Source organism: Catellatospora sp. NPDC049111, from assembly GCF_040648615.1.
Taxonomy (GTDB): domain Bacteria; phylum Actinomycetota; class Actinomycetes; order Mycobacteriales; family Micromonosporaceae; genus Catellatospora; species Catellatospora aurea.
The window spans coordinates 1-23614 of the sequence record NZ_JBEZEB010000070.1 but is presented as its reverse complement, the minus strand read 5'-3'; the positions used below and the strand labels follow the sequence as shown (position 1 = coordinate 23614).

At 71.4% G+C, this 23614-nt stretch carries 18 protein-coding genes; 8 read left to right on the top strand and 10 right to left on the bottom strand.

What is annotated here, in order from left to right:
* The first annotated feature begins 146 nt into the window (after positions 1–146).
* On the top strand, positions 147–1013 hold the full coding sequence (locus AB0B66_RS42565) for a hemerythrin domain-containing protein (RefSeq protein WP_360541149.1): 867 nt from the start codon (positions 147–149) through the stop codon (positions 1011–1013).
* A gap of 115 nt (positions 1014–1128) precedes the next feature.
* On the opposite strand, the gene ykgO is transcribed toward AB0B66_RS42565, so the two are convergent.
* The gene (ykgO, locus tag AB0B66_RS42560; RefSeq protein WP_203692278.1) at positions 1129–1251 is read right to left on the bottom strand and encodes a type B 50S ribosomal protein L36; all 123 of its coding nucleotides are present in this window, start codon (positions 1249–1251) and stop codon (positions 1129–1131) included.
* Between the two features lie 255 nt (positions 1252–1506).
* On the opposite strand from ykgO, the gene AB0B66_RS42555 reads away from it, so the two are divergent.
* A complete protein-coding gene (locus tag AB0B66_RS42555) occupies positions 1507–1950 on the top strand; it encodes a general stress protein (RefSeq protein ID WP_360541163.1) in 444 nt (147 codons plus the stop codon).
* A gap of 8 nt (positions 1951–1958) precedes the next feature.
* On the opposite strand, the gene AB0B66_RS42550 is transcribed toward AB0B66_RS42555, so the two are convergent.
* The 3 genes from AB0B66_RS42550 to AB0B66_RS42540 all read right to left on the bottom strand — a co-directional run bounded on the left by AB0B66_RS42550 (position 1959) and on the right by AB0B66_RS42540 (position 7533).
* Positions 1959–2471: a methylated-DNA--[protein]-cysteine S-methyltransferase gene (locus tag AB0B66_RS42550; protein ID WP_360541147.1), complete on the bottom strand. Its 513-nt coding sequence runs from the start codon at positions 2469–2471 to the stop codon at positions 1959–1961.
* 96 nt (positions 2472–2567) lie between these two features.
* Positions 2568–3212, bottom strand: a complete 645-nt coding sequence (locus AB0B66_RS42545) for a pyridoxal 5'-phosphate synthase (protein ID WP_360541145.1) — start codon at positions 3210–3212, stop codon at positions 2568–2570.
* 58 nt (positions 3213–3270) lie between these two features.
* The gene (locus tag AB0B66_RS42540; protein WP_360541143.1) at positions 3271–7533 is read right to left on the bottom strand and encodes a bifunctional nitrate reductase/sulfite reductase flavoprotein subunit alpha; all 4263 of its coding nucleotides are present in this window, start codon (positions 7531–7533) and stop codon (positions 3271–3273) included.
* A gap of 337 nt (positions 7534–7870) precedes the next feature.
* On the opposite strand from AB0B66_RS42540, the gene AB0B66_RS42535 reads away from it, so the two are divergent.
* The 3 genes from AB0B66_RS42535 to AB0B66_RS42525 all read left to right on the top strand — a co-directional run bounded on the left by AB0B66_RS42535 (position 7871) and on the right by AB0B66_RS42525 (position 12886).
* Positions 7871–10009, top strand: coding sequence for a cellulase family glycosylhydrolase (locus tag AB0B66_RS42535; RefSeq protein WP_360541141.1), 2139 nt, complete (start codon positions 7871–7873; stop codon positions 10007–10009).
* A gap of 116 nt (positions 10010–10125) precedes the next feature.
* Positions 10126–11955, top strand: a complete 1830-nt coding sequence (locus AB0B66_RS42530) for a choice-of-anchor B family protein (protein ID WP_360541139.1) — start codon at positions 10126–10128, stop codon at positions 11953–11955.
* Positions 11956–12031: 76 nt separating this feature from the next.
* A complete protein-coding gene (locus tag AB0B66_RS42525) occupies positions 12032–12886 on the top strand; it encodes a hypothetical protein (protein WP_360541137.1) in 855 nt (284 codons plus the stop codon).
* A 2-nt stretch (positions 12887–12888) separates the two neighbouring features.
* Here the strand turns inward: AB0B66_RS42525 and AB0B66_RS42520 are convergent, their stop codons facing one another.
* The 4 genes from AB0B66_RS42520 to AB0B66_RS42505 form a co-directional block, all read right to left on the bottom strand.
* Positions 12889–13884, bottom strand: a complete 996-nt coding sequence (locus AB0B66_RS42520) for a nitroreductase (protein WP_360541135.1) — start codon at positions 13882–13884, stop codon at positions 12889–12891.
* A 228-nt stretch (positions 13885–14112) separates the two neighbouring features.
* A complete protein-coding gene (locus AB0B66_RS42515; RefSeq protein ID WP_360541133.1) occupies positions 14113–14784 on the bottom strand; it encodes a cation transporter in 672 nt (223 codons plus the stop codon).
* On the bottom strand, positions 14781–15125 hold the full coding sequence (locus AB0B66_RS42510) for a metalloregulator ArsR/SmtB family transcription factor (protein ID WP_360541131.1): 345 nt from the start codon (positions 15123–15125) through the stop codon (positions 14781–14783). Before AB0B66_RS42510 ends, AB0B66_RS42515 begins: the two co-directional genes overlap by 4 nt.
* A gap of 34 nt (positions 15126–15159) precedes the next feature.
* On the bottom strand, positions 15160–16110 hold the full coding sequence (locus tag AB0B66_RS42505) for a cation diffusion facilitator family transporter (protein ID WP_360541129.1): 951 nt from the start codon (positions 16108–16110) through the stop codon (positions 15160–15162).
* Between the two features lie 231 nt (positions 16111–16341).
* Here AB0B66_RS42505 and AB0B66_RS42500 point away from each other — a divergent pair, with 231 nt between their 5' ends.
* Entirely contained in the window at positions 16342–18141 is a 1800-nt protein-coding gene (locus AB0B66_RS42500) for an SIR2 family protein (protein ID WP_360541127.1), read from the top strand.
* Positions 18142–18262: 121 nt separating this feature from the next.
* Here AB0B66_RS42500 and AB0B66_RS42495 read toward each other — a convergent pair whose 3' ends face one another.
* On the bottom strand, positions 18263–18934 hold the full coding sequence (locus AB0B66_RS42495) for a hypothetical protein (RefSeq protein ID WP_360541125.1): 672 nt from the start codon (positions 18932–18934) through the stop codon (positions 18263–18265).
* Between the two features lie 213 nt (positions 18935–19147).
* Between AB0B66_RS42495 and AB0B66_RS42490 the strand changes: the two genes are divergently transcribed.
* Positions 19148–20047 (top strand): aminotransferase class IV, encoded by a 900-nt coding sequence (locus AB0B66_RS42490; protein WP_360541123.1) that lies wholly within the window; start codon positions 19148–19150, stop codon positions 20045–20047.
* A gap of 24 nt (positions 20048–20071) precedes the next feature.
* Here the strand turns inward: AB0B66_RS42490 and AB0B66_RS42485 are convergent, their stop codons facing one another.
* Positions 20072–20788, bottom strand: coding sequence for an HAD family hydrolase (locus AB0B66_RS42485; RefSeq protein WP_360541121.1), 717 nt, complete (start codon positions 20786–20788; stop codon positions 20072–20074).
* Between the two features lie 221 nt (positions 20789–21009).
* Between AB0B66_RS42485 and AB0B66_RS42480 the strand changes: the two genes are divergently transcribed.
* The gene (locus AB0B66_RS42480) at positions 21010–23487 is read left to right on the top strand and encodes a hypothetical protein (protein ID WP_360541119.1); all 2478 of its coding nucleotides are present in this window, start codon (positions 21010–21012) and stop codon (positions 23485–23487) included.
* Positions 23488–23614 lie beyond the last annotated feature (127 nt).

The window sequence follows — 23614 nt, the reverse complement described above, 5'->3', positions numbered from 1 at the left end:
CCAAACCTCGCCCCGCCCGGTGCACTCCGAGGGCTGCCGAGGTTCGCCAACCCGGCCCGCGGCCATGCCGTTTCCATCAGGATGGGGAGTGGCTCCACGGGGGTGGGGGTCGAGCTGGAGGAAGGGACGACACGATGGCGGAGCACATGAGCAGCGGGAGCCCGGCGGGCCGAGGGCACGACCACTCGGACATGGCCGGCGATATCGACACGATGACCGTCAACCAGCTCCGCGGCTGGCTCAAGGATCACGGCGTGACCGGGACCTCGGGCATGCGCAAGGAGGAGCTGGTCAAGGCGGCGGTGAAGACCATGCGTTCCGACCAGGGCACCATGTCGGCGAGCATCGCCACCGGCAAGAAGAGCACCGGTGCGAGCCCGGCGAGCGGCGCGGCCCACAAAACCGGCGGCAAGAAGACGGCCCAGCCCGGCACGACGGCGCGCGCCGAAAGCTCCGGCCGGGCGGGCGAGACGGCCTGGGAAGGCCGCCACGACGACGTGATCGACCTGCTGCTGAGCCACCACGAGCAGATCAAGCAGCTGTTCGGGCAGGTCGGCCGGGCGCAGGGCGCGCAGAAGCAGCAGGCCTGGCAGCAGCTGGTGCGCCTGTTGGTGATCCACGAGAACATCGAGCAGCAGCTGGTGCACCCGCTGGCCGCTCGGCGGCTGCCCGACGGCGAGGACCTGATCGAGTCGCGGCTGCAGGAGGAGCAGCAGGCCACCGAGGACCTGTCCCAGCTGTACGAGATGGGCGTCGACCACCCGCAGTTCGACGACCGCCTGATCGAGCTGCGCGACGCGGTGATCGAGCACGCCGAGCTCGAAGAGGACGAGGAGTTCGGCTACCTGCGCGAGAACATGCCCGTCGAGCAGCTGATCGGGATCGCCGCCACGGCCCGCGCGGCCGAGCGGGTCGGACCGGCGACCCCGGACGCGCACCCGTCGCGCCAGAACGGCTCACCGGCCGCCATCGCCAACCGGGTGCGCGACGCCCTGCGCGACGCGGCGAAGTGACCCGTTCTACCTCGATCGTCTGAATTGCCAGGCACCTGTGCGTATCTTGAGACCTCGTACGCCCAGGTGCCTGGCAAGTCTGCTGATCTTGCGCGGCACGCGCCGGGGGCGGGACTCAGCCCTGGCGGGCCTTCTGGCGCGGGTCGGACTTGTTGATCACAAAGACCGCGCCGTGGCGACGCACCACGATCGAGTTCTGCCGGTTCTTGAGACTGCGCAGTGAGCTTCTGACCTTCATCTGGCACCTGCCCTTTCTGTTCGCCCCATCGACAACCGCCACGATCCGCTCGGCATTCCCGCAGGTCAGGTTGACGCATCGGCTACCGCGGACGACAAAAGCGGCAAAACGGCATGTTCGGGCGGCGTGCCGCGCGATGATCAGGACTGACGAGACAAAACCGAGCGAGGGAGCATCATGAGCACATCGTCCGCGGCGGCAGGCGGCTTCGCCGGACAGCCGGTGCCCGTACAGCCCGTCGACCCCAGCCGGGCGATGGTCGCCGTCACCACCTACCCGGAGTACGGCGACGCCCAGCGCGCCGTGGACTTCCTGTCCGACAACAAGTTCCCCGTCGAGCACGCCGCCATCGTGGGCACCAACCTGCGCATGGTGGAACAGGTGCTCGGCCGCATGACCACGGGCCGGGCCACGCTGTACGGCGCGGCCGGCGGCGCCTGGTTCGGCCTGTTCATCGGCCTGCTGTTCGGCATCTTCGTGCCGACGAACTGGCTGGCCGTCGTGCTGACCGCGGTGGTGATCGCCGCGATCTGGGGCGCCATCTTCGGCGCGATCGCGCATGCCATGACCCGCGGCAAGCGCGACTTCACGTCCAGCCGCTCGCTGCAGGCGAGCGAGTACGCGGTCAGCGTCTCGGCGGAGTACGCCGACCAGGCCCGCCAGGTGCTCGCCCGACTCACCCCGCCGACCGCCGGCTGACCGGGAGCTCAGAACAGCCTGCCCGCCTTGACCTCGGCCGGCTCCTCCAGTTCGAGCAGGAACTGCTTGCGCCGAAGGCCGCCGGCGAATCCGGTGAGGCTGCCGTCGCTGCCGACGACCCGGTGACAGGGCACGATCACCGAGACCGGGTTGCGGCCGACGGCCTGCCCGACCCGCTGCGCCAGGGCCGGGTTGCCCAGCTGCGCGGCGAGCGCGCCGTACGTCGTGGTCCGCCCGTGCGGGATCTCGCGCAGCAGCGCCCACACCCGCTGCTGGAAGTCGTCGCCGTGCAGGGCGACGGGCACGTCGAACGTGGTACGCCGCCCGTCGAGGTACTCGGCCAGCTCCTCGGCCGTCCTGGCGAAGACCGGATCAGCCGCCGCCTCGACGAACGGGCCGATGGCTTCCGCCTTCGGCGGGTACCAGTGCCCGGGGAAGTACAGCCCGATCAGGGTGTCGCGGTCGGCGACCACCGTCAGCTCGCCGAGCGTCGAGCCGATCCGGGTGTGCCGTGCGGTCATCGCTCCTGCCTCCGTCCTCGCTCGCCTCAGCCGATCATGTCACCGCGATCCGGCGGCAGGCTGGCGGGAAAACGACATCGCGTCCGCCCGGCCAGGTCACGGCCACAGGCGCTCGGTGCGCCAGCCGTCGTCGGTGCGGCGGTACCGCAGGCGGATGTGCCGCCGCTCAGGGTCGGCCTGCCAGAACTCCACACTCATCGGCTTGAGCAGGTACACGGTGTGGTGCTCGGCGACCAGTCCCGGGTCGGCCTCCAGCCGGGCCTGCGCGGCGGCCAGCTCCGCGGCGAGGTCGGCGGGGTCGTGCAGCACGGTGCTCTGCCGTCCGATCAGGCTCGCCGTACGCGATCCGATCGGCCTGGCCAGGAAGTCCTGGGCGCTGACCTCGGGAACCGCGGGCTGCACCGGCCCCCGGACCCGGATCTGGCGACCCTGCTCGCGCCAGTAGAAGCCGAGCGCGGCCTGCGGGTTGACGCCGAGCTGGGCGCCCTTGGCGCTGATCGACTCGGTGGCGAAGTACAGGCCCTCGGCGTCGAGGTCCTTGAGGATCAGCACCCGCAGGTCCGGCAGGCCGTCCGGCCCCGCGGTGGCCAGGGTCATCGCGTGGGGCTCGGAAACCCCGGCCGTGATGGCCTCCTGCAGCCAGGCGGCGAGCAGGTCGGCCGGGTCCGGCGCGGCGGCGGCCGGGTCGAAGACGGGCAGCGGACGGGCGAAGACCGGCAGTCCTCGCAGAAGATCACGCATGGACACGAGGTCATTGTCCCGGATCACTCCCGCCGACCGAGGCCCGGGTTCGACGCGGTCAGTACACGTCCCGCAGGTAGCGCCGGTCCGCCGCCAGTTGCTTGACGTACGCGGCGGCCGCCGCCGGATCGAGGCGGCCGTGCAGTGCGGCGATCTCCCGCAGCGCCGCGTCGACGTCCTTGGCCATCCGGGCGGCGTCACCGCACACGTAGAAGTGCGCGCCCTCCTGCAGCCACGCCCACAGCTGAGCGCCGTGCTCGCGCATACGGTCCTGGACGTACACCTTGCTCCGCTGATCCCGCGAGAACGCCAGGTCGAGCCGGGTGAGCACGCCGTCCTCGACGAGTTCGGCCAGCTCGTCGGCGTAGTAGAAGTCGGTGGCCCGGCGCTGCTCGCCGAAGAACAGCCAGTTGCGCCCGCGCGCACCCGTCGCACGCCGCTGCTGCAGGAACGCCACGAACGGGGCGACCCCGGTGCCCGGACCAACCATGATCATGGGAGTGGCTCCGTCGGCCGGGGGCCGGAAATGCGGCGTACGCTGCAGGAACACCGGCACCGGCGTGTCCGGGGCGGCATCGGCCAGAAAAGACGAGCAGACGCCCTTACGGGGCTGCCCGCGGTGGTTGCCGAAGCGCACCACCGACACGGTGAGGCTGACCCGGGCCGGGTCCAGCAGCGGCGACGAGGAGATCGAATAGAGCCGGGGCTGCAGGCGCGGCAGGACCGCGACCCAGTCCGCCGCCGCGGCCCGCACGGCATGCCCGGCCACGACGTCGACGGCCTGCCGGTCCCACGTCCACTTCGCCAGCTCGCCCTTGTTGTCGGGGCGCAGCAGGGTCTTCAGGTGGGCGTCGTGGCTGCGCTCGGCGACGAAGCGCAGCAGGCTCGGCGTGACCCGGGTGATGTCGAGCCGCCGCAGCAGCGCCTCGGCCAGCGACACCGGCCCGCCCACGTCGACGATCTCGTCCGGGTGCAGCCCGGTCACCGCCAGCCACTCGGTGACCAGGTCGGCGCAGTTGGTCGGCCAGACCCCGAGGGCGTCGCCCGCCTCGTAGTCCAGCGCGCCCGCGCCCGTGTCGAAGGTGAAGCGGCGCACCTCCTTGGCCGAACCGGCGAGGCTGAGCAGCCGGTTGCCGGCCAGCAGCGCGGTCAGCGGCCTGGCCTTGCTCGGCGCGGCGTCTGGTCGCGGCGGCGCGTCCAGCACCCCCACCGCCGACCCCCCGGCACGGCTGTCCGGCTGTGCGGCCCGGACCGGGCCGCGCCGGCTCGTGCCACGCCCACCCGGCCGGGTGCCGGCAGCGTGGTGGCCCGGTGCCGGGCCAGTGCCCGGTGCCGTGAAGGCGGTCGGTGCCGTTGCCACGGCCGGCGCCGGACCGCCGGCCGGTGGCCCCGGATCAGCGGCCAGCGCCGCGACGACCAGGTCGAGCCAGGCCAGTGCGGCGGCGTCGTAGTCGGGCTCGCAGTCGACGCGCTCGGCCAGGCGCACCCCGCCCAGCTCGCTCAGCCTGCCGTCGAGGCGGCGGCCATGGCCGCAGAACTCGGCATAGGACGAATCACCGAACCCGAGCACCGCGTAGCGGCGGCCGTCGAGCCGAGGCGCGTCGGGCCGGTCCAGGAAGTCCCAGAAACCGGCCCCGTTGTCCGGGGCGTCGCCGTCGCCGAACGTACTCGTGATCACCAGCAGCGGAGCGTCGCCGGCCGTCAGGTCCGGGGCCGGGCCGTCCATGCCGCGCAGTCGCGCCTGCCAGCCCGCCTCGGCCAGCCGCTGCGCGACCGTCGTCGCGAAGCCTTCGGCGTTGCCGGTCTGCGACGCCCACAGCACCTGCACGTCCCGCGCGGCCGGCAGCGCCCACTCCGGACCGGCCTGCGAAGCGGGCGTCGGGGTGCGGGAGAACCTGCCCGCCAGGAAGCCGTTGAGCCACAGCGCCTGGTCGGGGTCGAACGGCGCGTCGCCCGGCAGGCACGGCACCGATCCCGCCCCCGGCGGCGCGGTGTCGACGCCGGACAGGAACCCGGCCAGGTAACGCCGCTGTTCCCGGCTGAACACGGGCGGTGCGAGATCGTCGGCGGCCAGCAGCGAACTCGCGGTGGCGTCGGACGGCGGCGCGGTCACCACGTCGTCGGGTTGCCCTTCCCCCGATTCCGGCACGGCCGGGGCGGCCACCTTCGTCAGCGCGACGGCGCAGACCTTCAGCTCCGGCTGGAACGAGAGCGGGTCCACCGCGTCGCTGGTCACGGCGTTGACGCTGAGGTATTCGCCGTACAGGTCGTTCCAGTGGAACGGGGCGAAGCAGCTGCCGGGCAGGACCCGCTCGGTGACGACCGCCGGGAGCACGGCCCGGCCCCGGCGGGAGGCGACCTCGACCAGGTCCCCGTCGTGCACGTCGAGGTCCGCGGCGTCGGCCGGGTGCAGCTCGAGGAAGGGCGCGGGATTGAGCCTGCCCAGTTTGGCGACCTTGCCGGTCTTGGTCAGGGTGTGCCACTGGTGCTGGAGCCGGCCGGTGTTCAGCACGAACGGGTAGTCGTCGTCGGGCAGCTCCGCCGCGGGCAGGTGCGGTCGCGGGTGGAACACCGCCCGGCCGCTCGCCGTCGGGAACCTCAGCCGCGGCCGGGCTCCGTCCGCGGCGGACGGTCCGTCGAGGTAGCGCACCGGGTTGCGGGCCGGGCCTTCCGGGGCGGCGGGCCACTGCACCGGGGTCTGCCGGAGCCGCTCGTAGGTGACGCCGCTCAGGTCGTATCCGGTCTGCGGGTTGGCGAACGCGCGCAGCTCGGCGAAGACCTCCTCGGCGCTGCTGTAGTCGAACGCGTCGGCGTATCCCATCTCGGCGGCGACGCGGGCGATGAGCTGCCAGTCCGGCAGCGCCTGGCCCGGCGGCGGCACGGCCGCGGAGACCAGGGTCAGGTTGCGCTCGGAATTGATCATGATGCCGTCGGTCTCGGACCAGGTCGCCGCGGGCAGCACCACGTCGGCGTACGCGTTGGTCTCCGTCTCGGCGTACGCGTCCTGGGTGACGACCAGCTCGGCCGCTTCGAGGCCCGCGATGACGGTGCGCCGGTTGCCGACCGAGGCGACCGGGTTCGTGCACATGATCCAGCAGGCCTTGATCTGCCCGTCGGCCATCCGCGAGAACATCTCCACGGTGCCCTTGCCGACCTCGGTGCGCAGGGTGCCCGCCGGCAGTCCCCACTGCTGCTCGGTGAACTCCCGGTCGGCGGCGACCAGCACCGAACGCTGCCCCGGCAGCCCCGGACCCATGTAGCCCATCTCCCGGCCGCCCATCGCGTTCGGCTGGCCGGTCAGCGAGAACGGCCCGCTGCCCCGGCGGCCGATCGCACCGGTCGCCAGGTGCAGGTTGCACAGCGCGTTGGTGTTCCAGGTGCCGTGCGTGCTCTGGTTGAGGCCCATCGTCCAGCAGCTCATCCAGTCCGTGGCCGCGCCGATCAGGGTCGCGGCGGCACGGATGTCCTCCTCCGGGATGCCGGTGATCCGGGCGACCTCGGCGGGCGGGTAGTCGGCCAGGAACGCGGGCATCGCCGCCCAGCCCTCGGTCTGCTCGGCGATGAAGCGCTCGTCGAGGTCACCGGCCTCGACCAGCAGGTGCAGCAGGCCGTTGAGCAGCGCCAGATCGGTGCCTGGAGCGATCTGCAGGAACAGGTCGGCCTTGTCGGCCGTGGCGGTGCGGCGCGGGTCGACCACGATCAGCTTCGCGCCCGCCTTGACCCGGTCCATCATCCGCAGGAACAGGATCGGGTGGCAGTCGGCCATGTTCGAGCCGATGACGAAGAACAGGTCGGCGTGGTCGAAGTCGTCATAGGAGCCGGGCGGGCCGTCCGCGCCCAGCGACAGCTTGTAGCCGGTGCCGGCGCTGGCCATGCACAGCCGCGAGTTCGACTCGATCTGGTTGGTGCCGATGAACCCCTTGGCCAGCTTGTTCGCCAGGTACTGCGCCTCCAGCGTGAGCTGGCCGGACACGTACAGCGCCACGGCGTCCGGGCCGTGCTCGTCGATGATCCGGCGCAGCCCCTGCGCGGTGCGGGTGATCGCCTCGTCCACGCCCGTGTCCACCGGCTCGGCCCCGCGCGCCGGGCGCACCCGCGCCGCCGCGAGCCGGCCCGGCGCGGCCAGCATCTCGGCGCTGGTGGCGCCCTTGGTGCACAGCCTGCCATGGTTGGCGGGGTGTTCGCGGTCGCCGGAGACCTTGAGCACGCGGCGTTCGCCGCCGGGGTCCTGCCCGATGTGCAGGATCATCCCGCAGCCGACGCCGCAGTACGAGCACACTGTCCTGATCTGGGACGTCCCAGCACGATCGGTGGACGTCATGCCTGTTCCTCCACGTGTCGGCGAAGGCACCCGGGCGACGCCCCGTGATGCCTCCCGACGGTAGGAACCCACCGTTACCGAGGCGTCACGCCACCCGCCCCTGGACATTACGCGCGCCACACATCCGCAACCAGCTATGTGTGAGTGAGGGTCGCGCACACGACGGCCAAACCGTCGCACAAGCGGTGTGTGCCGCCCGATGCCCGCGGAACGTGCCGCATCGCCCCGCGCCGATTGACAAAGTTTAGCGTCAAAACTAATGTCCATTGATCATCAGCGGTGTCCTGGCGGCCCTGCCGCGCACCGCATCCGGTCGCGCCCACGACTCAGGAGCATCATGTCTGAACAATCGAGCACAGCACGCAGGAGACGATGGCGGGCAGGTCTGGCCGCGGTGGCGAGCGCCGCCGTGGTGACGGGTCTCGGCATGGTCGCGACGGCCAATGCGTACGCCGCGTCGGGATGCCGCGTCGCCTACTCCGCCCCGAGCCAGTGGCCCGGCGGCTTCACCGCCAACGTCGAGGTCACCAACCTCGGCGACCCGATCAGCGGCTGGTCCCTGGTCTGGACGTTCCCCTCCGGCCAGCAGGTCACGCAGGCGTGGAACGCGACCGTCACCTCCTCCGGCGGCCAGTTCACGGCGGCCAACGTCGGCTACAACGGCGCGATCGCGACCAACGGCACCGTCTCGTTCGGCTTCAACGGCTCCTGGTCGGGCACGAACACCAACCCGACCGTGTTCACGCTCAACGGCGTCGCCTGCACCGGCAGCGTCGGCGGCAGCACTCCGCCGCCGTCGAGCCCGAGCCCGTCGCGCAGCACCTCCCCGTCTCCGTCGGTCTCCCCGTCGGCCTCACCCTCGCCGTCCGGTCCGCCGGCCGTGAACGCGATGGCCGCCGTGGCCGCGATGCAGCCCGGCTGGAACCTCGGCAACTCCTTCGACGCCACCGGCGCCGACGAGACCTCCTGGGGCAATCCGCAGGTCACCGAAGCGCTGCTGGACAAGGTCAAGGCGGAGGGATTCAAGAGCATCCGAATCCCCGTGACCTGGGGCCAGCACCACGGTTCCGCGCCGAACTACACCATCGACGCCGCGTGGCTCGCCCGCGTCAAGCAGGTGGTGGACTGGGCTCTCGCCGACGGCTTCTACGTGATGATCAACATTCACCACGACTCGTGGCAGTGGATCGCCAACATGCCGAGCGACCGCACCACCGTGCTCAACCGGTACAACGCGCTCTGGACGCAGCTGGCCGCCGCGTTCCGCGACTCGTCGGCGAAGCTGACCTTCGAGAGTGTCAACGAGCCGCAGTTCACCGGCAGCTCCGGCGACGCGCAGAACGCACAGCTGCTCAACGAGCTGAACACGTCGTTCCACCGCATCGTGCGCCAGTCCGGCGGCGGCAACGCCACCCGCCTGCTGGTCCTGCCGACCCTGCACACCTCGGCCGACCAGGCCCGCATCGACGAGCTGACCAGCACCTTCACCCAGCTCAACGACCCGAACCTGATCGCCACCGTGCACTTCTACGGCTACTGGCCGTTCAGCGTGAACGTCGCCGGGGGCACCCGGTTCGACGCCACCACGCAGGCCGATCTGGTCGGGCAGTTCGACCGCGTGTACAACGCGTTCGTCGCCCGGAACATCCCGGTGATCATCGGCGAGTACGGCCTGCTCGGCTTCGACCGGCACACCGGCACCATCCAGCAGGGCGAGAAGCTCAAGTTCTTCGAGTACCTCGGTTACTACGCCCGATCCAAGCAGCTCACCACCATGCTCTGGGACAACGGCCAGCACCTGGGCCGTACCTCGCTGGCGTGGAGCGACCCGGAACTGTTCGCCCAGCTCAAGTCGAGCTGGACGACGCGCTCCGGCACCGCGTACGCCGACCAGGTCTTCGTGCCCAAGGCGAGCACGATCACCGCCAAGACGCTGACGCTGAACCTGAACGGCACCACGTTTCAGGGCCTGCGCCAGGGCAGCACCGACCTGGTCAGCGGCACCGACTACACGGTGTCCGGCAGCACTCTCACGCTGACCGCGCCCGCACTGACCCGCCTGGTAGGCAGTCGGGCGTACGGCGTCAACGCGACCCTGCACGCCAGGTTCTCCCAGGGTGTGCCGTGGCGGATCAACATCGTCACGAACGACCCGCCGATCGTGTCCAACGCGACCGGCACCACGGCGTCGTTCGCGGTGCCGACGCAGTTCCGCGGCGACCAGCTCGCCACCATGGAGGCCAAGTACGCCGACGGCACCTTCGCCGGACCGCACAACTGGACGTCGTTCAAGGAGTTCGACGTGACGTTCGCGCCGAACTACACCACGAACACGATCACGCTGAAGCCCGAGTTCTTCGCCGAGGTCAACGCGGGCTCCCGGGTGACGCTGACGTTCCACTTCTGGAGCGGCACGACCGTCACCTACTACGTCACCAAGGCGACCAGCGGCTCGGTCACCGGCACCACCAGCTGAAACCCGTGCTCCCCCGAACGGCCGGTGGCCCTGCGCCACCGGCCGTTCACAGTCTCATTGCCCTCGAAACATCTGCATGTGACGATGACTGCACCGTCGAGGGGAGAGACCGCGCCATGCGAAAGACCTTGCGAACAGCTGGGCTCGTAGCGGGAGTTCTGGCACTGACACTGGCCGCCGGATCGGCCTGGGCACACGACCCGAACAGCGCCGAAGGCCGCGAGGAAGTGCGGCGCATCATGCAGGACTACGAAGCTCCGGTACGCGCCGAGGCGGCCGCGCTCGCCGCGACCCCGTGCGTCGGCGGCTTCGCCGGGAGCTACCCGTGCAGCAACGTCGACCTGCTCAGCGTGCTGCCGCTGGGCTCGATCGGCGGCGGCAACGGCAACAGCATGTGGGGCTGGACGGACACGACGACCGGCAAGGAGTACATCATCTTCGGCCGGTCCACCGGCGCGTCCTTCATCGACGTCACCGTGCCGACCGCGCCCGTCTACCTGGGCAACCTGCCGTCCTACAACGGCACGTCCAGTTCCTGGCGCGACATCAAGGTGTACGCCAACCACGCCTACATCGGCGCGGACTCCATCAGCTCGCACGGCATGCAGGTCTTCGACCTGACCCGGCTGCGCACCGTCACCACCCCGCAGACGTTCGCCGCCGACGCCCGCTACACCGGTTTCGGCAACTCGCACACCCTGGCGGTCAACGAGCAGACCGGCTTCATCTACGCCGTCGGCACCAACACGTGCAGCGGCGGCGTGCACATGGTCAACGTGCAGAACCCGAAGGTCCCGGTCAACGCGGGCTGCGTCAGCAACGACGGTTACGTGCACGAGAACCAGTGCGTGGTCTACCACGGCCCGGACGTCGCCTACCAGGGCCGGGAGATCTGCTTCAACTACAACGTGGACACGCTGACCATCGTGGACGTGACCAACAAGGCCGCGCCGGTGCAGCTGTCGCGCACCGGGTACGTCGGCGTCGGGTACACCCATCAGGGCTGGCTGACCGAGGACCACGCGCGGCTGCTGATGGACGACGAGACCGACTCCGACCTGCCCGGCACCAAGACCTTCATCTGGAACGTGTCCGACCTCAACGCCCCGGTCAACACCGGCGTGCACGTGTCGCCGACGATCCAGGCCACCGACCACAACCTGTACATCATCGGCACGAAGGCCTACCAGGCCAGCTACCGGGCCGGGCTGCGCATCCTGGACATCACCGGGATCGCCTCGAACGCGCTGAGCGAGATCGCCTACTTCGACATCTACCCGGCGTCGAACAACACCGGCTTCAACGGCGCGTGGAACGTGTACCCGTTCTTCGCCAGCGGCACCATCGCCATCAGCGGCATCGAGCAGGGCCTGGTCCTGGTCAAGCACAACCCGGGCGTGCCGCCCACCACCGTGTGGAGCGACACCTTCGAGACGGCCACCGGCTGGACGGTCAACCCGACCGGCGTCGACACCGCCACCGCGGGCGCGTGGGAACGCGGCGACCCGGCCGCCACCACCTCCAGCGGGACCAAGCAGCTCGGCACCACCGTGAGTGGCGTGAACGACCTGGTCACCGGCCGCCTGGCGGGTTCCGCGGCCGGGGACTACGACGTCGACAGCGGCGTCACCAGCGTGCGCTCCCCCGCGATCACCCTGCCCGGCACCGGCACCCTGCGCCTGAACCTGTCCTGGTATCTCGCCCACGGCAGCAACTCCAGCAGCTCCGACTACTTCCGGATCTCCGTGGTGCACTCCGGCGGCACCACCCAGCTGTTCAACCAGCCCGGCGCCGCGTCCAACCGCAACGGCGCCTGGACCGCCGGCAGCTGGGACCTGACCCCGTATGCCGGCCAGTCCGTCCAGATCCTCATCTCCGCCGCCGACCTGTCCACCGCCAGCCTCCTGGAGGCAGGCGTCGACGACGTCACCATCACCCGTAGCTAGGAAAGGAAGGGCACCTTCACAACGCTCCGCGTTGTAGAAGGTGCCCTTCCCATCGCTGCCCTGGGAGGGACCTGCTGTGACTGTCGGCAAGTGGCGTCGGCTGCTGCCCTACCTCGTGCTGATCACCGCCGGCGCGATCACCATCGGCTACGTGCTGAACGAACTGCCCGCCGCCCCGTCCGGGGCAGCGCCCGCACCGTCGCCGTCGCCCACCCCGTTCATGCACAGCGACGGGCTGTCCGACAGCCACGACGGCTACCTCATCCAGCCGGTGACGATGCCGGCCAAGCGCGGCACGGCGATCCCGGTCGCGTTCCGCATCATCGGCCCGGACGGGCTGCCGCTGCGCGACTACGAGACGATCCAGACCAAGCAGCTGCACCTCTACCTGGTCCGCGACGACGCCAGCGGCTACCGCCACCTGCACCCCGAGTTCGCCGACGACACCTGGTCCACGAAGGTCGACGTCACCGACGGCGGCTCCTACCGCTTCTACGCCGAGTTCGTCCCGCGCGGCAAGGACACCCTCGGCCATCCGACGGTGCTCGGCCTGCCCTTCCTCATCACCGGTGACACCAGGCTGGCCCCGCTGCCCGCGCCCGCCCCGACCGCGACGGCGGACGGCTTCACCCTGACCAGGCTGGACGGGGTCACCCACCTGCGCGCCGGACGGGGCGAGCTGCTGCGCTTCCAGGTCAGCTCGGCCGCCGGGCCGCCCGTGCTCGAACCCCACCTGGGCGCGATGGCACACCTGTCGGCATTCGAGGTGCGGACCCTCGGGCTGACCCACGCGCACGCGGCCGCCGAAGCCCCGGACGCGACGCTGGCCTTCCACGTCGAGTTCGCCAACCGCGGCGAGCAGCGCCTTTACCTGGAGTTCAAGGTCGCCGGCCAGGTGCACCGAACGGCCTTCACCGTCTTCGTGACCTGACGCTACGCGGGGTCGACGGTGGCGGTGGCGTCGAAGGGCAGCCGGGGCGTGTGGCCGGGCAGCGGGTGGTCCGGGTCGGCGACCCCGAGCCGCAGCACGATGTACGCGTACCCCAGGTTCGACAGGATGCGGCGCATCATCGCGCGGCTGCCGTCGATCTCGATGACCTGGCTGTACGGCAGCACCGCCAGCCCTTGCCCGGTGGCGTGCAGCCACACCGCCGACAGCGCCTGCCCCGCGCGCAGCCAGGCGGCGCGGTCGTCGTCGCCGCCGAACAGCACCACGTACGTCGAGGACTTGTCGTGGCCGCCGCCGACGGGCAGCGCGCCCCGTGCGGTGAAGTCGCGCTCGCCCACGTCGGTCTCGGGCCGCTTGTCCGGGATGAACTCCGGCGGCACCCCCGCGCCGGCGGGGCGGTCGGGGCCGGTCCAGGCGGCGGTCTCCGCCCGCAGGGTCGGCTCCCCCGCCGCGGCGTCCTCGGCCCGGGACACCGCCACCGCCAGTTCGCTGACCTGCGGGGGCGTGAGCCGGTGCAGGTGCACGCCGTACTCGCCCGCGATCCGGCGCAGCTCGTCGACCTGCTCCGGAGCGACCGGTGTGTCCACGGTCGGGCGGCGGTCGGTGTGCCGCAGCTGAAGAGCCTGCACCAGGCGTACGGCCTCCGCCGTCACCGGCGTGTCCCCGCTGATCGTGAGCACGGCCAGGTGATGCGGCTCGGCCGGGTCGGGCAGCGTGCGCGTGTCGACGGTGTGGCCCTGGGCCGCCAGCGCGACCTGTGCGTGGTGCAGCGCCGCGCCGCAGCTGACCAGCAGCATGCGCTCGTCGGGGTCGGTGCCGGGCAGCGCCCGGGTGGTGTCGGCGTACAGGTCGAGGCGGTCGGGGTGGATCTGCCAGTGCCAGGGCTGGGTGTTGTGGATCGAGGGAGCGCGGCCCGCCGTCTCGGCCGCCTGGGCGTACGCGGCCGCGGGCGGCCGGTGCTGCTCTGCGGCGGTGTTCATGCTCGCGCCTCCCGAAGGTGCCTCGTCAGCCCGCGGCCGGGGTGAGCGCGCGCTCCCGCCCGGACGCGTCGGCCCTGCTCTCCTACGATCACCCACCGGGACCGCCGTGTGCAGGAGGTTCGCACTATCCGCGCAGACAAGAGCCCCGCCGCACGGTCTTCAGACGCGTACAGCGAGGCGATCTCAGTGTAAGGGGCGGCCTTCGCCCGGCGCGACGGCAGCCGGGAATCAGTCGCCGCAGCAGCCGTCCGCGCAGGCGTCATCGCGTTCCCCGGTCGAGGGCACGGTGGCGCAGCAGGTGTCGCCCCGCCACGCGCCGACGCCCTCCCTGACCGCGACCGCGGCGATGGCCAGGGCCGCGACCGGGTCGGCCCACCACCAGCCGAACAGGCTGTTGGCGGCCAGCCCGAGCAGCACCACCGCGGACAGGTACGTGCACAGCAGGGTCTGCTTCGAGTCCGCGACGGCGCTGCGGGAGCCCAGCTCGTTGCCCGCCCGCCGCTGGGCGTACGACAGCGCGGGCATGATCGCCAGTGAGGCCGCGGCCAGCACGATGCCGACCGTCGAGTGATCCGGGCGGTGCCCGCCCAGCAGGGCCTGCCCGGCCTCGACGGTGACGTAGGCGGCGAGCGCGAAGAACGACAGGGCGATGACCCGCAGCGCGACCCGCTCCCGGCGCTCGTGGTCGGTGGCGGAGAACTGCCAGGCCACCGCAAGAGCCGAGGACACCTCGATGACCGAGTCCAGGCCGAACCCGATGAGCGCGGTCGAACCGGCGGCGCGCCCGGCGGTGATCGCGACGACCGCCTCGACCACGTTGTAGATGATCGTGGCCGCGACCAGCAATCTGATCCTGCGTACGAGCCGGGACCGGCGGGCTACCGGCAGGCCGACGCTCATCTGCAGCAGTCTTCGGTCTCGGCGGCGGCGCAGGCGGTCGGGTCGACGGCCAGCACCACGCCGAGCAGGTCGCCGAGGGCGTGCGCGAGGCGCGGGTCGGACAGTTCATAGCGCGAGCGGCGGCCTTCGGGCACGGCGACGACCAGGCCGCAGCCGCGCAGGCAGGCGAGGTGGTTGGACATGTTCTGCCGGCTGACCTGGAGCAGGTCGGCCAGCTCCGCCGGGTAGGCCGGGCCGTCGCGCAGGGCGAGCAGCAGGCGGGCGCGGGTCGGGTCGGACAGCGCGTGCCCGAAGCGGGCCAGCACCTGCCCGTAGGTCGGCGGCGAGGCGATCGTGTCCACGCGATGATAGTACACGATTCGCTGAACTAAGGTCTCAGCGGCGGTGGACCTGGCCGTGCGCGGATTCGCAGTGCTCGTCGGCGCTCTCCCGGACCTGGTGGTCGACCTGCAGCGTGGTGTGGGTGATCGAGTGCGACGCCGCGAGCACCCGTTCCAGTTCCCGGCGCACCAGGTGGCAGTCGGCGGGCTCGTCGACCAGCACGTGCGCCGACAGCGCCGCCTGTCCGGAGTCGATCGTCCACACGTGCAGGTCGTGGACCTCGACGACACCCTCGGCGGCGAGCATGTCCACGCCGATCGCTTCGGGGCGCACCCCGGCGGGCGCGGCGTTGAGCAGCACCCCGGCGGACTCGCGCAGCAGCACCCAGCCGCCCCTGATCATCAGTACGACCACGACCAGCGTGGCGACCGCGTCGGCGCGCGCCCAGCCGGTCAGCAGCACCACCAGGCCCGCGGCCGTCGCGGCGACCGAGGCGAACATGTCCATCAGCACGTGCTGGTACGCGCCCTGGACGTTGAGGCTGGACCGGTTGGCCTTGCCGATGGCCCACGCCGCCAGCACGTTGACGGCCAGGCCGAGCAGTCCGGTCACGACGACCATCCACCCGGTGACCTCGGCGGGATCGGCCAGCCGGACGATCGCCTCGTAGCCCAGCCAGCCCGCGAGCAGCAGCAGGCTCAACCCGTTGGCCGCCGCGGACAGGATCTCCGCGCGCGCCAGGCCGAAGGTGTAGCGCCCACCGGCGGGGCGGGCGGCGAAACGCATGGCGACCAGCGCGAGCACGATCGCGGCGGCGTCGGTGAGCATGTGCGCGGCATCGGAGATCAGGGCCAGCGACTGCGCGAGCACGCCGACGACGACCTCGACCGCCATGAACGCGGCGATGACCCCCAGCGCGATCGCCAGCCAGCGCCGATCGGCGTCGCGGCTCACCCCGTGCGGGTGCCCGTCATGGTCGTGCCCGTGCTCATGGTCGTCATGCATGGTCGTCCACCTCGTGCCCGGAATGCTGACATCGTGCGCCCCAGCAGGGGAAACGGCAGCCACGACGCGCGCAGCACGCCGACGGTACAGCGAATCATGAATTCATTGCAACATGAACATGGGAACGGATGTCATAGCCGCACCGCCACCGTACGCACCCATGCGATCGCGCGCTGTCGGCCCGCGGACGCACCCTCCCCTGCGTCGCCACGGCTGTCTATGGTTGCCGCCATGGACGACCTCCTCGCCACCCGCCGCCCCGTCTTCGACGCCCGGATCAGCCTCGCCACCGCCGTGCACGCCCAGCCCGGCGTGTACGCCCTGCTGCTCGGCTCCGGCACGTCCACGGCGGTCGGCGTGCCCACCGGCTGGGGTGTCGTGACGGCACTGGTCGCGAAGGTCGCCGCGGCCGCGGGCGAGGCCGCGCCCACCGACGCCGAACTGGAGCAGTGGTGGACCAAACACGGCGACGGCGCGCCGCTGGGCTACTCCGCACTGCTGGAATCGCTGGCCAGCACCCCCGCCGCGCGGCGCGCGCTGCTGGCGTCCTTTTTCGAGCCCACCGCCGAGGAACGCCAGCAGGGCATCAAGGTCCCCGGCGCGGCCCACCGCGCCATCGCGGCACTCGTCGCCCGGGGCGCGGTACGCGTCATCGTCACCACCAACTTCGACCGGCTCATCGAGCAGGCGCTCGAAGCCGAGGGCATCTTCCCGCAGGTCATCGCCAGCCCCGCCGCGATCGAGGGCATGGAGCCGCTGCCCCACGCCCGGTGCACCGTCATCAAGCTGCACGGCGACTACGCCCGCACCGACCAGCTCAACACCGTCGAGGAGCTGAGCGCCTACCGCGCCCCGTGGCAGCGCCTGCTGGAACGCGTCCTCGACGAGTACGGTCTGATCGTCAACGGCTGGTCCGGCGACTGGGACCACGGCCTGGTCGCCGCCCTCGAAGGCACCCGGTCGCGGCGCTACCCGCTGTTCTGGGCGTCCCGCGGCGAGCTGGGCCAGATCGCCAAACGCCTCGTCGCGCAGCACCGCGCGCACGTCATCACCGGAGCCGCCGCCGAGCAGTTCTTCCCCGACCTGGTCAACCGGCTGGAAGCGCTCGACGACCTCGCCGACCCGCCGCTGACCAAGGCGATGGCGGTGGCCCGGCTCAAGCGGCTGCTGCCCGACCCGGTCAAGCACATCGAGGTCGCCGACCTGTTCGACACCGAGATCCGGCGGCTGCGCGACTACCTGCGCGCCATGCCTGCCGCGCCCGCCGCCCAGGATCCGGCCACCCTGCAGCGCGCCCACGACGACGTGCGCGCCCGCTGCGACACCCTGATGCGGCTGCTCGCGCACGGGGTCTACCTCGACCGCGACCGCCAGCACACCGCGCTCTGGGTGCGCGTCATCGAGCAGCTCATGCGCTGCCGACGGCGGCCCGAGGACGAACCGGACCCGCGCTGGGCGAACCTGCAGCACTACCCGGCGCTGCTGGCACTGAAGACGGCGAGCCTGGCCGCGGTCGCGTCCTACCACGACGACGTGCTGCTGCGGCTGCTGCGCCGGCCGACCTGGCGGATCCGGGCCGGCAACGGCCACCGGCCGGTCGCCGCGATGGACGCGCTGCACGACTGCCGGGTGCTCGACTTCGACACCGTCAACGCGTTCCCCCGCTGGCACGGCACCACTTGGCAGTACCCGCAGAGCCGCCTGCTGCGCGAGGAGACCATGCCGGTGCTGCTGCCGCTGGTCGGCGACGAGGACTCGTTCCTGCAGCTGTACCACCGCACCGAGTACCGCACCGCGCTGGCGCAGTCGCTGTTCGGGGTGAGCGACGGGCTGGGGCCCGCGGCGGGCGGGTTCGCCGTGGACTCGCAGTGGGCGGCCGACGGGACGCTGTACTGGGAGACCGACTTCCGGGAGAACGCCGACCGCGACATCTGGGAGCGCACGCCACTGGGCCGCCGCGACGGCGAGGCGTACGGCAGGAGACTCGCCGCCCTGGCCGCACAGTTGCGAACGCCCGAGGCGCTCGCCTAGCGCTCCGATTTTCATCGACGTTGGCCTATCTCATCGAAAATCCGCGCCTCGGAGTCGATGAGATAGGCCAACGTCTACGCCGAACGGGCGCGTCCACGCCGAGCGGGGCGGTCGACGCGGGTCAGCTCAGGACGGTCTCGCCGCCCGGGTAGGCGAAGGAGGCCCGCGGGGCGTAGAAGCCCCAGGTGATCTCCAGCGGATTGGCCGGGCGCAGCGCGTACACCGAATGGGTCTTGTCGAGGAACTCCAGCTTCTCGACCTCGAAGTCGGCGACGGGCTCGGAGATGAACGGGTAGTTGCCCGCCACGAAGTCACCGCCGACCTCGGTCAGGTAGCGCAGCTGGCCGCGGGCGGTCTCGCCGAGCTTGTGGCCGACCCGCACGGTGGTGCGGATGACGGGCACGCCGTCGGCGGTGGTCGTGGCAGTGAGCTTCTTGCCGTGGATCTCGATGGTGGTGGTGCCGACGCTCGCGGGAACGCCTCGGGCGGAGGCGTAGTCGCGCACCACCGCGCTGGAGTTGAAGTAGTGGGTCCACCAGCGGCCGGGGGTGACGCCGTCGGGCGCGTACGCGTCCTCCAGGTCGGGGCCGATGTAGGTGAGCGAGTACGCGCCGAAGCCGGAGGTCTGTTCCGGCGAGTCCACCACGTACTGGTTCATGAAGACCTGGCGGTTGGCCATGGGCTTCAAACCCGCCGGGACCAGTGCCGCGACCGCGTCGGGGTCGGCGGGCACCCAGCCGAAGTAGAGCATCCGGCTGTTGACGACGAGCTGAGGGGCTTGGAGCTGGGTCATCGAGCTCTCTCTCCTGGACATTGCCGTGTGTAGCCAGCAAGCTACGAGCAGCTCGCCTCAGGCGGCAATCCAATATCGACTTCTGTCGACATCTTGACGATCCGGTGTTGTCGTGCGTCACAGATCGACGGCATCGCCGATGCGGTGGGTCCGCCTCGACCCGCGACCGGCGGACATGATCTCCTTGGGCGTCGACTCCGGGAGGGTTCCGCCATGCTTCAGCGCTACGACCAGCGCAACGCCGACCTGAAGTACTGGGTCAACGGCGTGCTGCGCCACCGCGACGAGCCGGGGATCTCCCCGTTCGACTCCGTCGTGCAGGGCGGCGACGCGGTATGGGAGGGGCTGCGCCTCTACCAGGGCCGCATCTTCGCCCTCGATGCCCACCTGGCCCGGCTGCGCCGCTCGGCCGCCGCGCTCGGCTTCGCGGCCGTGCCCTCCGGCGCCGAGATCACCGCCGCGCTGACCGAGACGCTGCGCGCCAACCAGATGACCGACGGCGTGCACGTGCGGCTCACCCTGACCCGCGGCGTGAAGGTCACCAGCGGCATGGACCCGCGGCTCAACCAGTCCGGCTGCACCCTGATCGTGCTCGCCGAACACAAGGCCCCGGTGTACGACACCGGCGGCCTGAAGCTCGCCACCTCCAGCGTGCGCCGCCCCGGCGCGGACGTGCTCGACCCGAAGATCCACCACAACAACCTGATCAACTCGATCCTGGCGAAGATGGAGGCCACCCTCGCCGGGGCCGACGACGCGCTCATGCTCGACGGGCACGGCTTCGTCGCCGAGACCAACGCCACGCACCTGTTCGCGGTGATCCGCGGGCGGTTGGCCACCCCGCGGACCGTCGCCTGTCCCGAGGGTGTCACCCGGGAGACGGTGCTGGCGCTGGCCGCCGAGGCGGGCATCGACGTCGAGGTGCGCGACATCTCGCTGGCCGAGATGCACTCCGCCGACGAGGTGTTCTGCACCGGCACCATGGGCGAGATCGCCGGCGTGGTGCTGGTCGACGGCCGGACCATCGGCGACGGCGGGATCGGGCCGGTCACCAAGCGCATCGCCGACATCTACCTCGCGCACGTGCGCGCCGCCGGAACCCAGGTCGTCTGACCGCGGCCCGCCCGGCCGGGCGATTCAGGCCGCGGTGGTCAGGCGGTGGGCATGCAGCTCGTCGTAGTACGGCCGGGCGGCGTCGACCAGGTGGCGAAGCCGGTCGGGCACCACGGCCGGCGACGGGTCGTAGGCGGCGAAGCCGGTCGAGGACTCGACGTTGGCGTACCAGTGCGGGGCCCATACGCCGTCGGTGTCGCGCGGGCCAGAGGGCCAGCCCAGCATCGCCGGGTCCCAGCCGATGCCCAGTGCCGCGCACAGTTTCGCGAGCACCCCGGCCGGGTCCCGGAGCAGGTCGGCGGCGTCGACCACCGGGCCGCCGTACGCCCGGAAGATCTCGGCCTGCTGGGTGAAGCCGAGGTCCGCCAGGGTCGGCTCGCCGCGCACCTTCGCGTACGACGCCACCACGTGCGCCGGGTCGCGGATCAGGTACGCGTTGGCCAGCTCGCCCAGCCACTCGCGGCCGATGTCCGGCAGCAGGTGGTGGGTCATGTGCTTCTGGTAGTGCACGTCGATCCCGGAGGGCAGCGGGCCGGTGAGCGCCGCGGCGACGTCCTGCCAGCGCCGGGGCTGGCTCGCCAGGATCTCGGCCCGGCCCGGGTGGTCCAGGCCGGTGACGTCGAGGTAGTGCGCGTACAGCGGCTCGTCCACGACCAGCGTGTCCGCCCGCGCGCCGAAACTGCGCATGAGCGCCGTCGACACGTTGCGCGGCCCCGACCACATCGCCACCCGAGTCACCATCGCCGCCTCCTCGTGACGCAGCGTACCCGCAAATGATCACGTGTGGGCGGCTGACGCCACGCCGGACAGGACACCCGAAACGGTGAAGAGCGAGGCCATTCATGATCTCATTCATCAATCCACACATTTAAGCGGGTTACGGTCGGCGTCCACCACCTGGCGCTGCGTGACGGGCCACCGCCCGCACCCGTGCCACGGTCTCCGTCCAGAGAGGCGTCACCGTGCGACGACCACGAATCGCAACCCGGCCCATCCTGCTGCTGGCCACGGCGCTGGCCCTGACGTTCGCGCCGCCGGCGGTGACAGCGGCGGCCGACCCGCTGCCGCTCGCACCGGGCACATTGGTCAAATCAGTGCAGAACGTCACCGATCCCGGATCGAATCCCGCCGACCACGGCGACGTCGTCAACTGGGTGATGTCCTACGACGACCCCGGCGCGGGCGGCTCGGTGACCATCACCGACCCGATCAGCGCGGGCCAAGCCCTCGTCCCCGGATCGCTGAAGGTGCCGCCGGACTGGGTGAAGTCCTGGTCCACCGACGGGACCACGTTCTCGACCACCGAACCGGCCTCGGGCACGATCGCGGTGCGCGCCACCAACCCCGACCTGCAGCCCGGCGGCACCAGCCTGACCCGGCTGCTGCTGCCCCCGGTGCAGCCCACCACCACCGCCACCGGCGGCGACGGGTTCACCCCGCTGCTCTACCGCTCCGCCAACGGCGCGGTCGAGTCGTGGAACATCTACCACCACCTCGTCCCGGCGAACCCGAAGGTGGTCTGCATCAACCTGCTGACCGCCCAGCCCTGCACCGGCGGGCCGTGGCCGAGGCCGCTGAACACCACCCCCGGGCCGCTCGGCTCGGGCAGTACCGGCGACCTGGCCAGCCCGATGGCCGGGCAGTTCGTGTTCGACCCCGAGCGGCCGGGCACGGTCTACTACCCGGCGAGCACGACCACCGCGCTCGGCGTCGCCTGCCTCGACCTCGACGCCCGCGCCAACTGTGGTTTCGTCCCGCTCACGCCGACCGGCGGCTCCCCGTCGGCCAGCAACAGCCTCGCCGGGCTGACCGAGCTGAACGGCAAGCTCTACGCCGTGTCCACCAACGGATCCGTGCTCTGCCTGACCATGGCCACCCAGACGCCATGCGCCGGGCAGCCGTACGCCGGGATCGCCGCGCCGCACAGCGACACCTCGGTCAACCCGGGCCTGTACTTCTTCGGCTCCACCACGCTGGCCGACGGGAAGCTGTTCATCTCGTCCTCGCCCAGCAGCGGCGCGAAGCTCGCCTGCTTCGACCCGGCCACCACGACCACCTGCACCGGCTGGGCCGCCCCGAAGGCCGCCGGTCCGGCCGGGGTCATCACCTACGGCATCTTCACCGCGTACACCACCACCGGTGACGACGAGGGCGTGTGCGTGCCCACGAGCAGCCCCTACCAACTGAACTGCTACACGGTCGCGGGCGCGTCCCTGACCCCGCCCGCTTTCCCGGCGATGCCCAACGGCGTGCTGACCTTCAACCCGAAGGTGATCACCGGGCCGGACGGGCACCTGCGCAGCTACTTCCCGTTCTGGGGCGGGCCGATCCTCGGCGCGACCGGCTGCTGGGACTGGAACACCGGCGCGGCGTGCGCGGGCATGGCCTTCCCGAAGACCCACCCGGGTGTCGGCGGCAGCGGCGCCACCCGTGACTACGGCTACGACTACGACCAGGCCGGCGAGTGCCTGCTCGGACTCGGTGACGCGGGCCTGCTGTTCTCCATGGACCCGATCACCGGCGCGTCGCCGTGCTTCCGCGCGGGGGCGTCGCTGAACCTGACCGCGCCCGACTTCTACTGCGACGGGGCATCCGGGCACATCACCGGATACCAGGACGCGCGCCTGGTCGACATCGACATCGCCAACATCGACCTGGCCAACTCCGCCGCGACCATCAGCAAGCCGGACAACACCGTGATCGCGACCCTGCCGTTCGCGCCCGACGGCAGCGTCGACCTGTCCGGCATCTCGCCGAGCACGCACCCGGCGCTGGTCATCGAGGCCAGCCTGCGGCTGCTCAACGTCGACGACTTCGGCGGCGGCAACGAGCCGCACCTGGTCGCCGGGTTCGACGGCGACCCGCCGCAGATCTGCTTCCAGACCAAGCTGAGCAGCGACTGCGGCGTGTACTCGGTCTCCAACACCGCCACCGGAACCGACGCCGGGGGCGCGCTGACCTCCAACACCGTCCAGCAGCCGATCAACCCCGGTGCGGCCTGCCAGCCGAACATCACCGTCAACAAGGAGATCTGCAAGGACACCCGGGCCTCGCGGTGCGGGCCGGGCGGCGTCGGGCCCTGGGGCAAGTCCAGCCCGGCCGGGCTGCTCGGGGTCCTCGGCACGGCGTACTGGCGGATCACGGTGACCAACACCGGCCCAGTCGACGCGGTGGGGGTGACCGTGAACGACTCGGTCGCGCCGGGCTGCGTCACGGCGGGGGGCACGTTCACCCTGGCCGCCGGGGCGAGCAAGCAGATCCACTGCTCGACGTTCCTGCTGCTGCTGCCGCTGACCAACACGGCCAGCGTCAACTACAGCGCGGCAGGCGCGCCGCAGGGCACACCACCGAGCACGTCCGGAACGTCGTCGGCGACGGCCTGCTCCCTGCTGTGCATCCTCGGCTCCCCCGACCGGGCCGCGGAACTGCGGGAACGCTGATCCCGCCGCTGCTCGCCTCCGGTGGTCCCCCGGTGTGAGCAGCGCGGACACGGCGCGCAGTCGCGAGTCGCGGGGGCGCGCGGGGGGGCGCGGGCCCGGCGTTGTGGGGGAAAAACAAAGAGGAGAG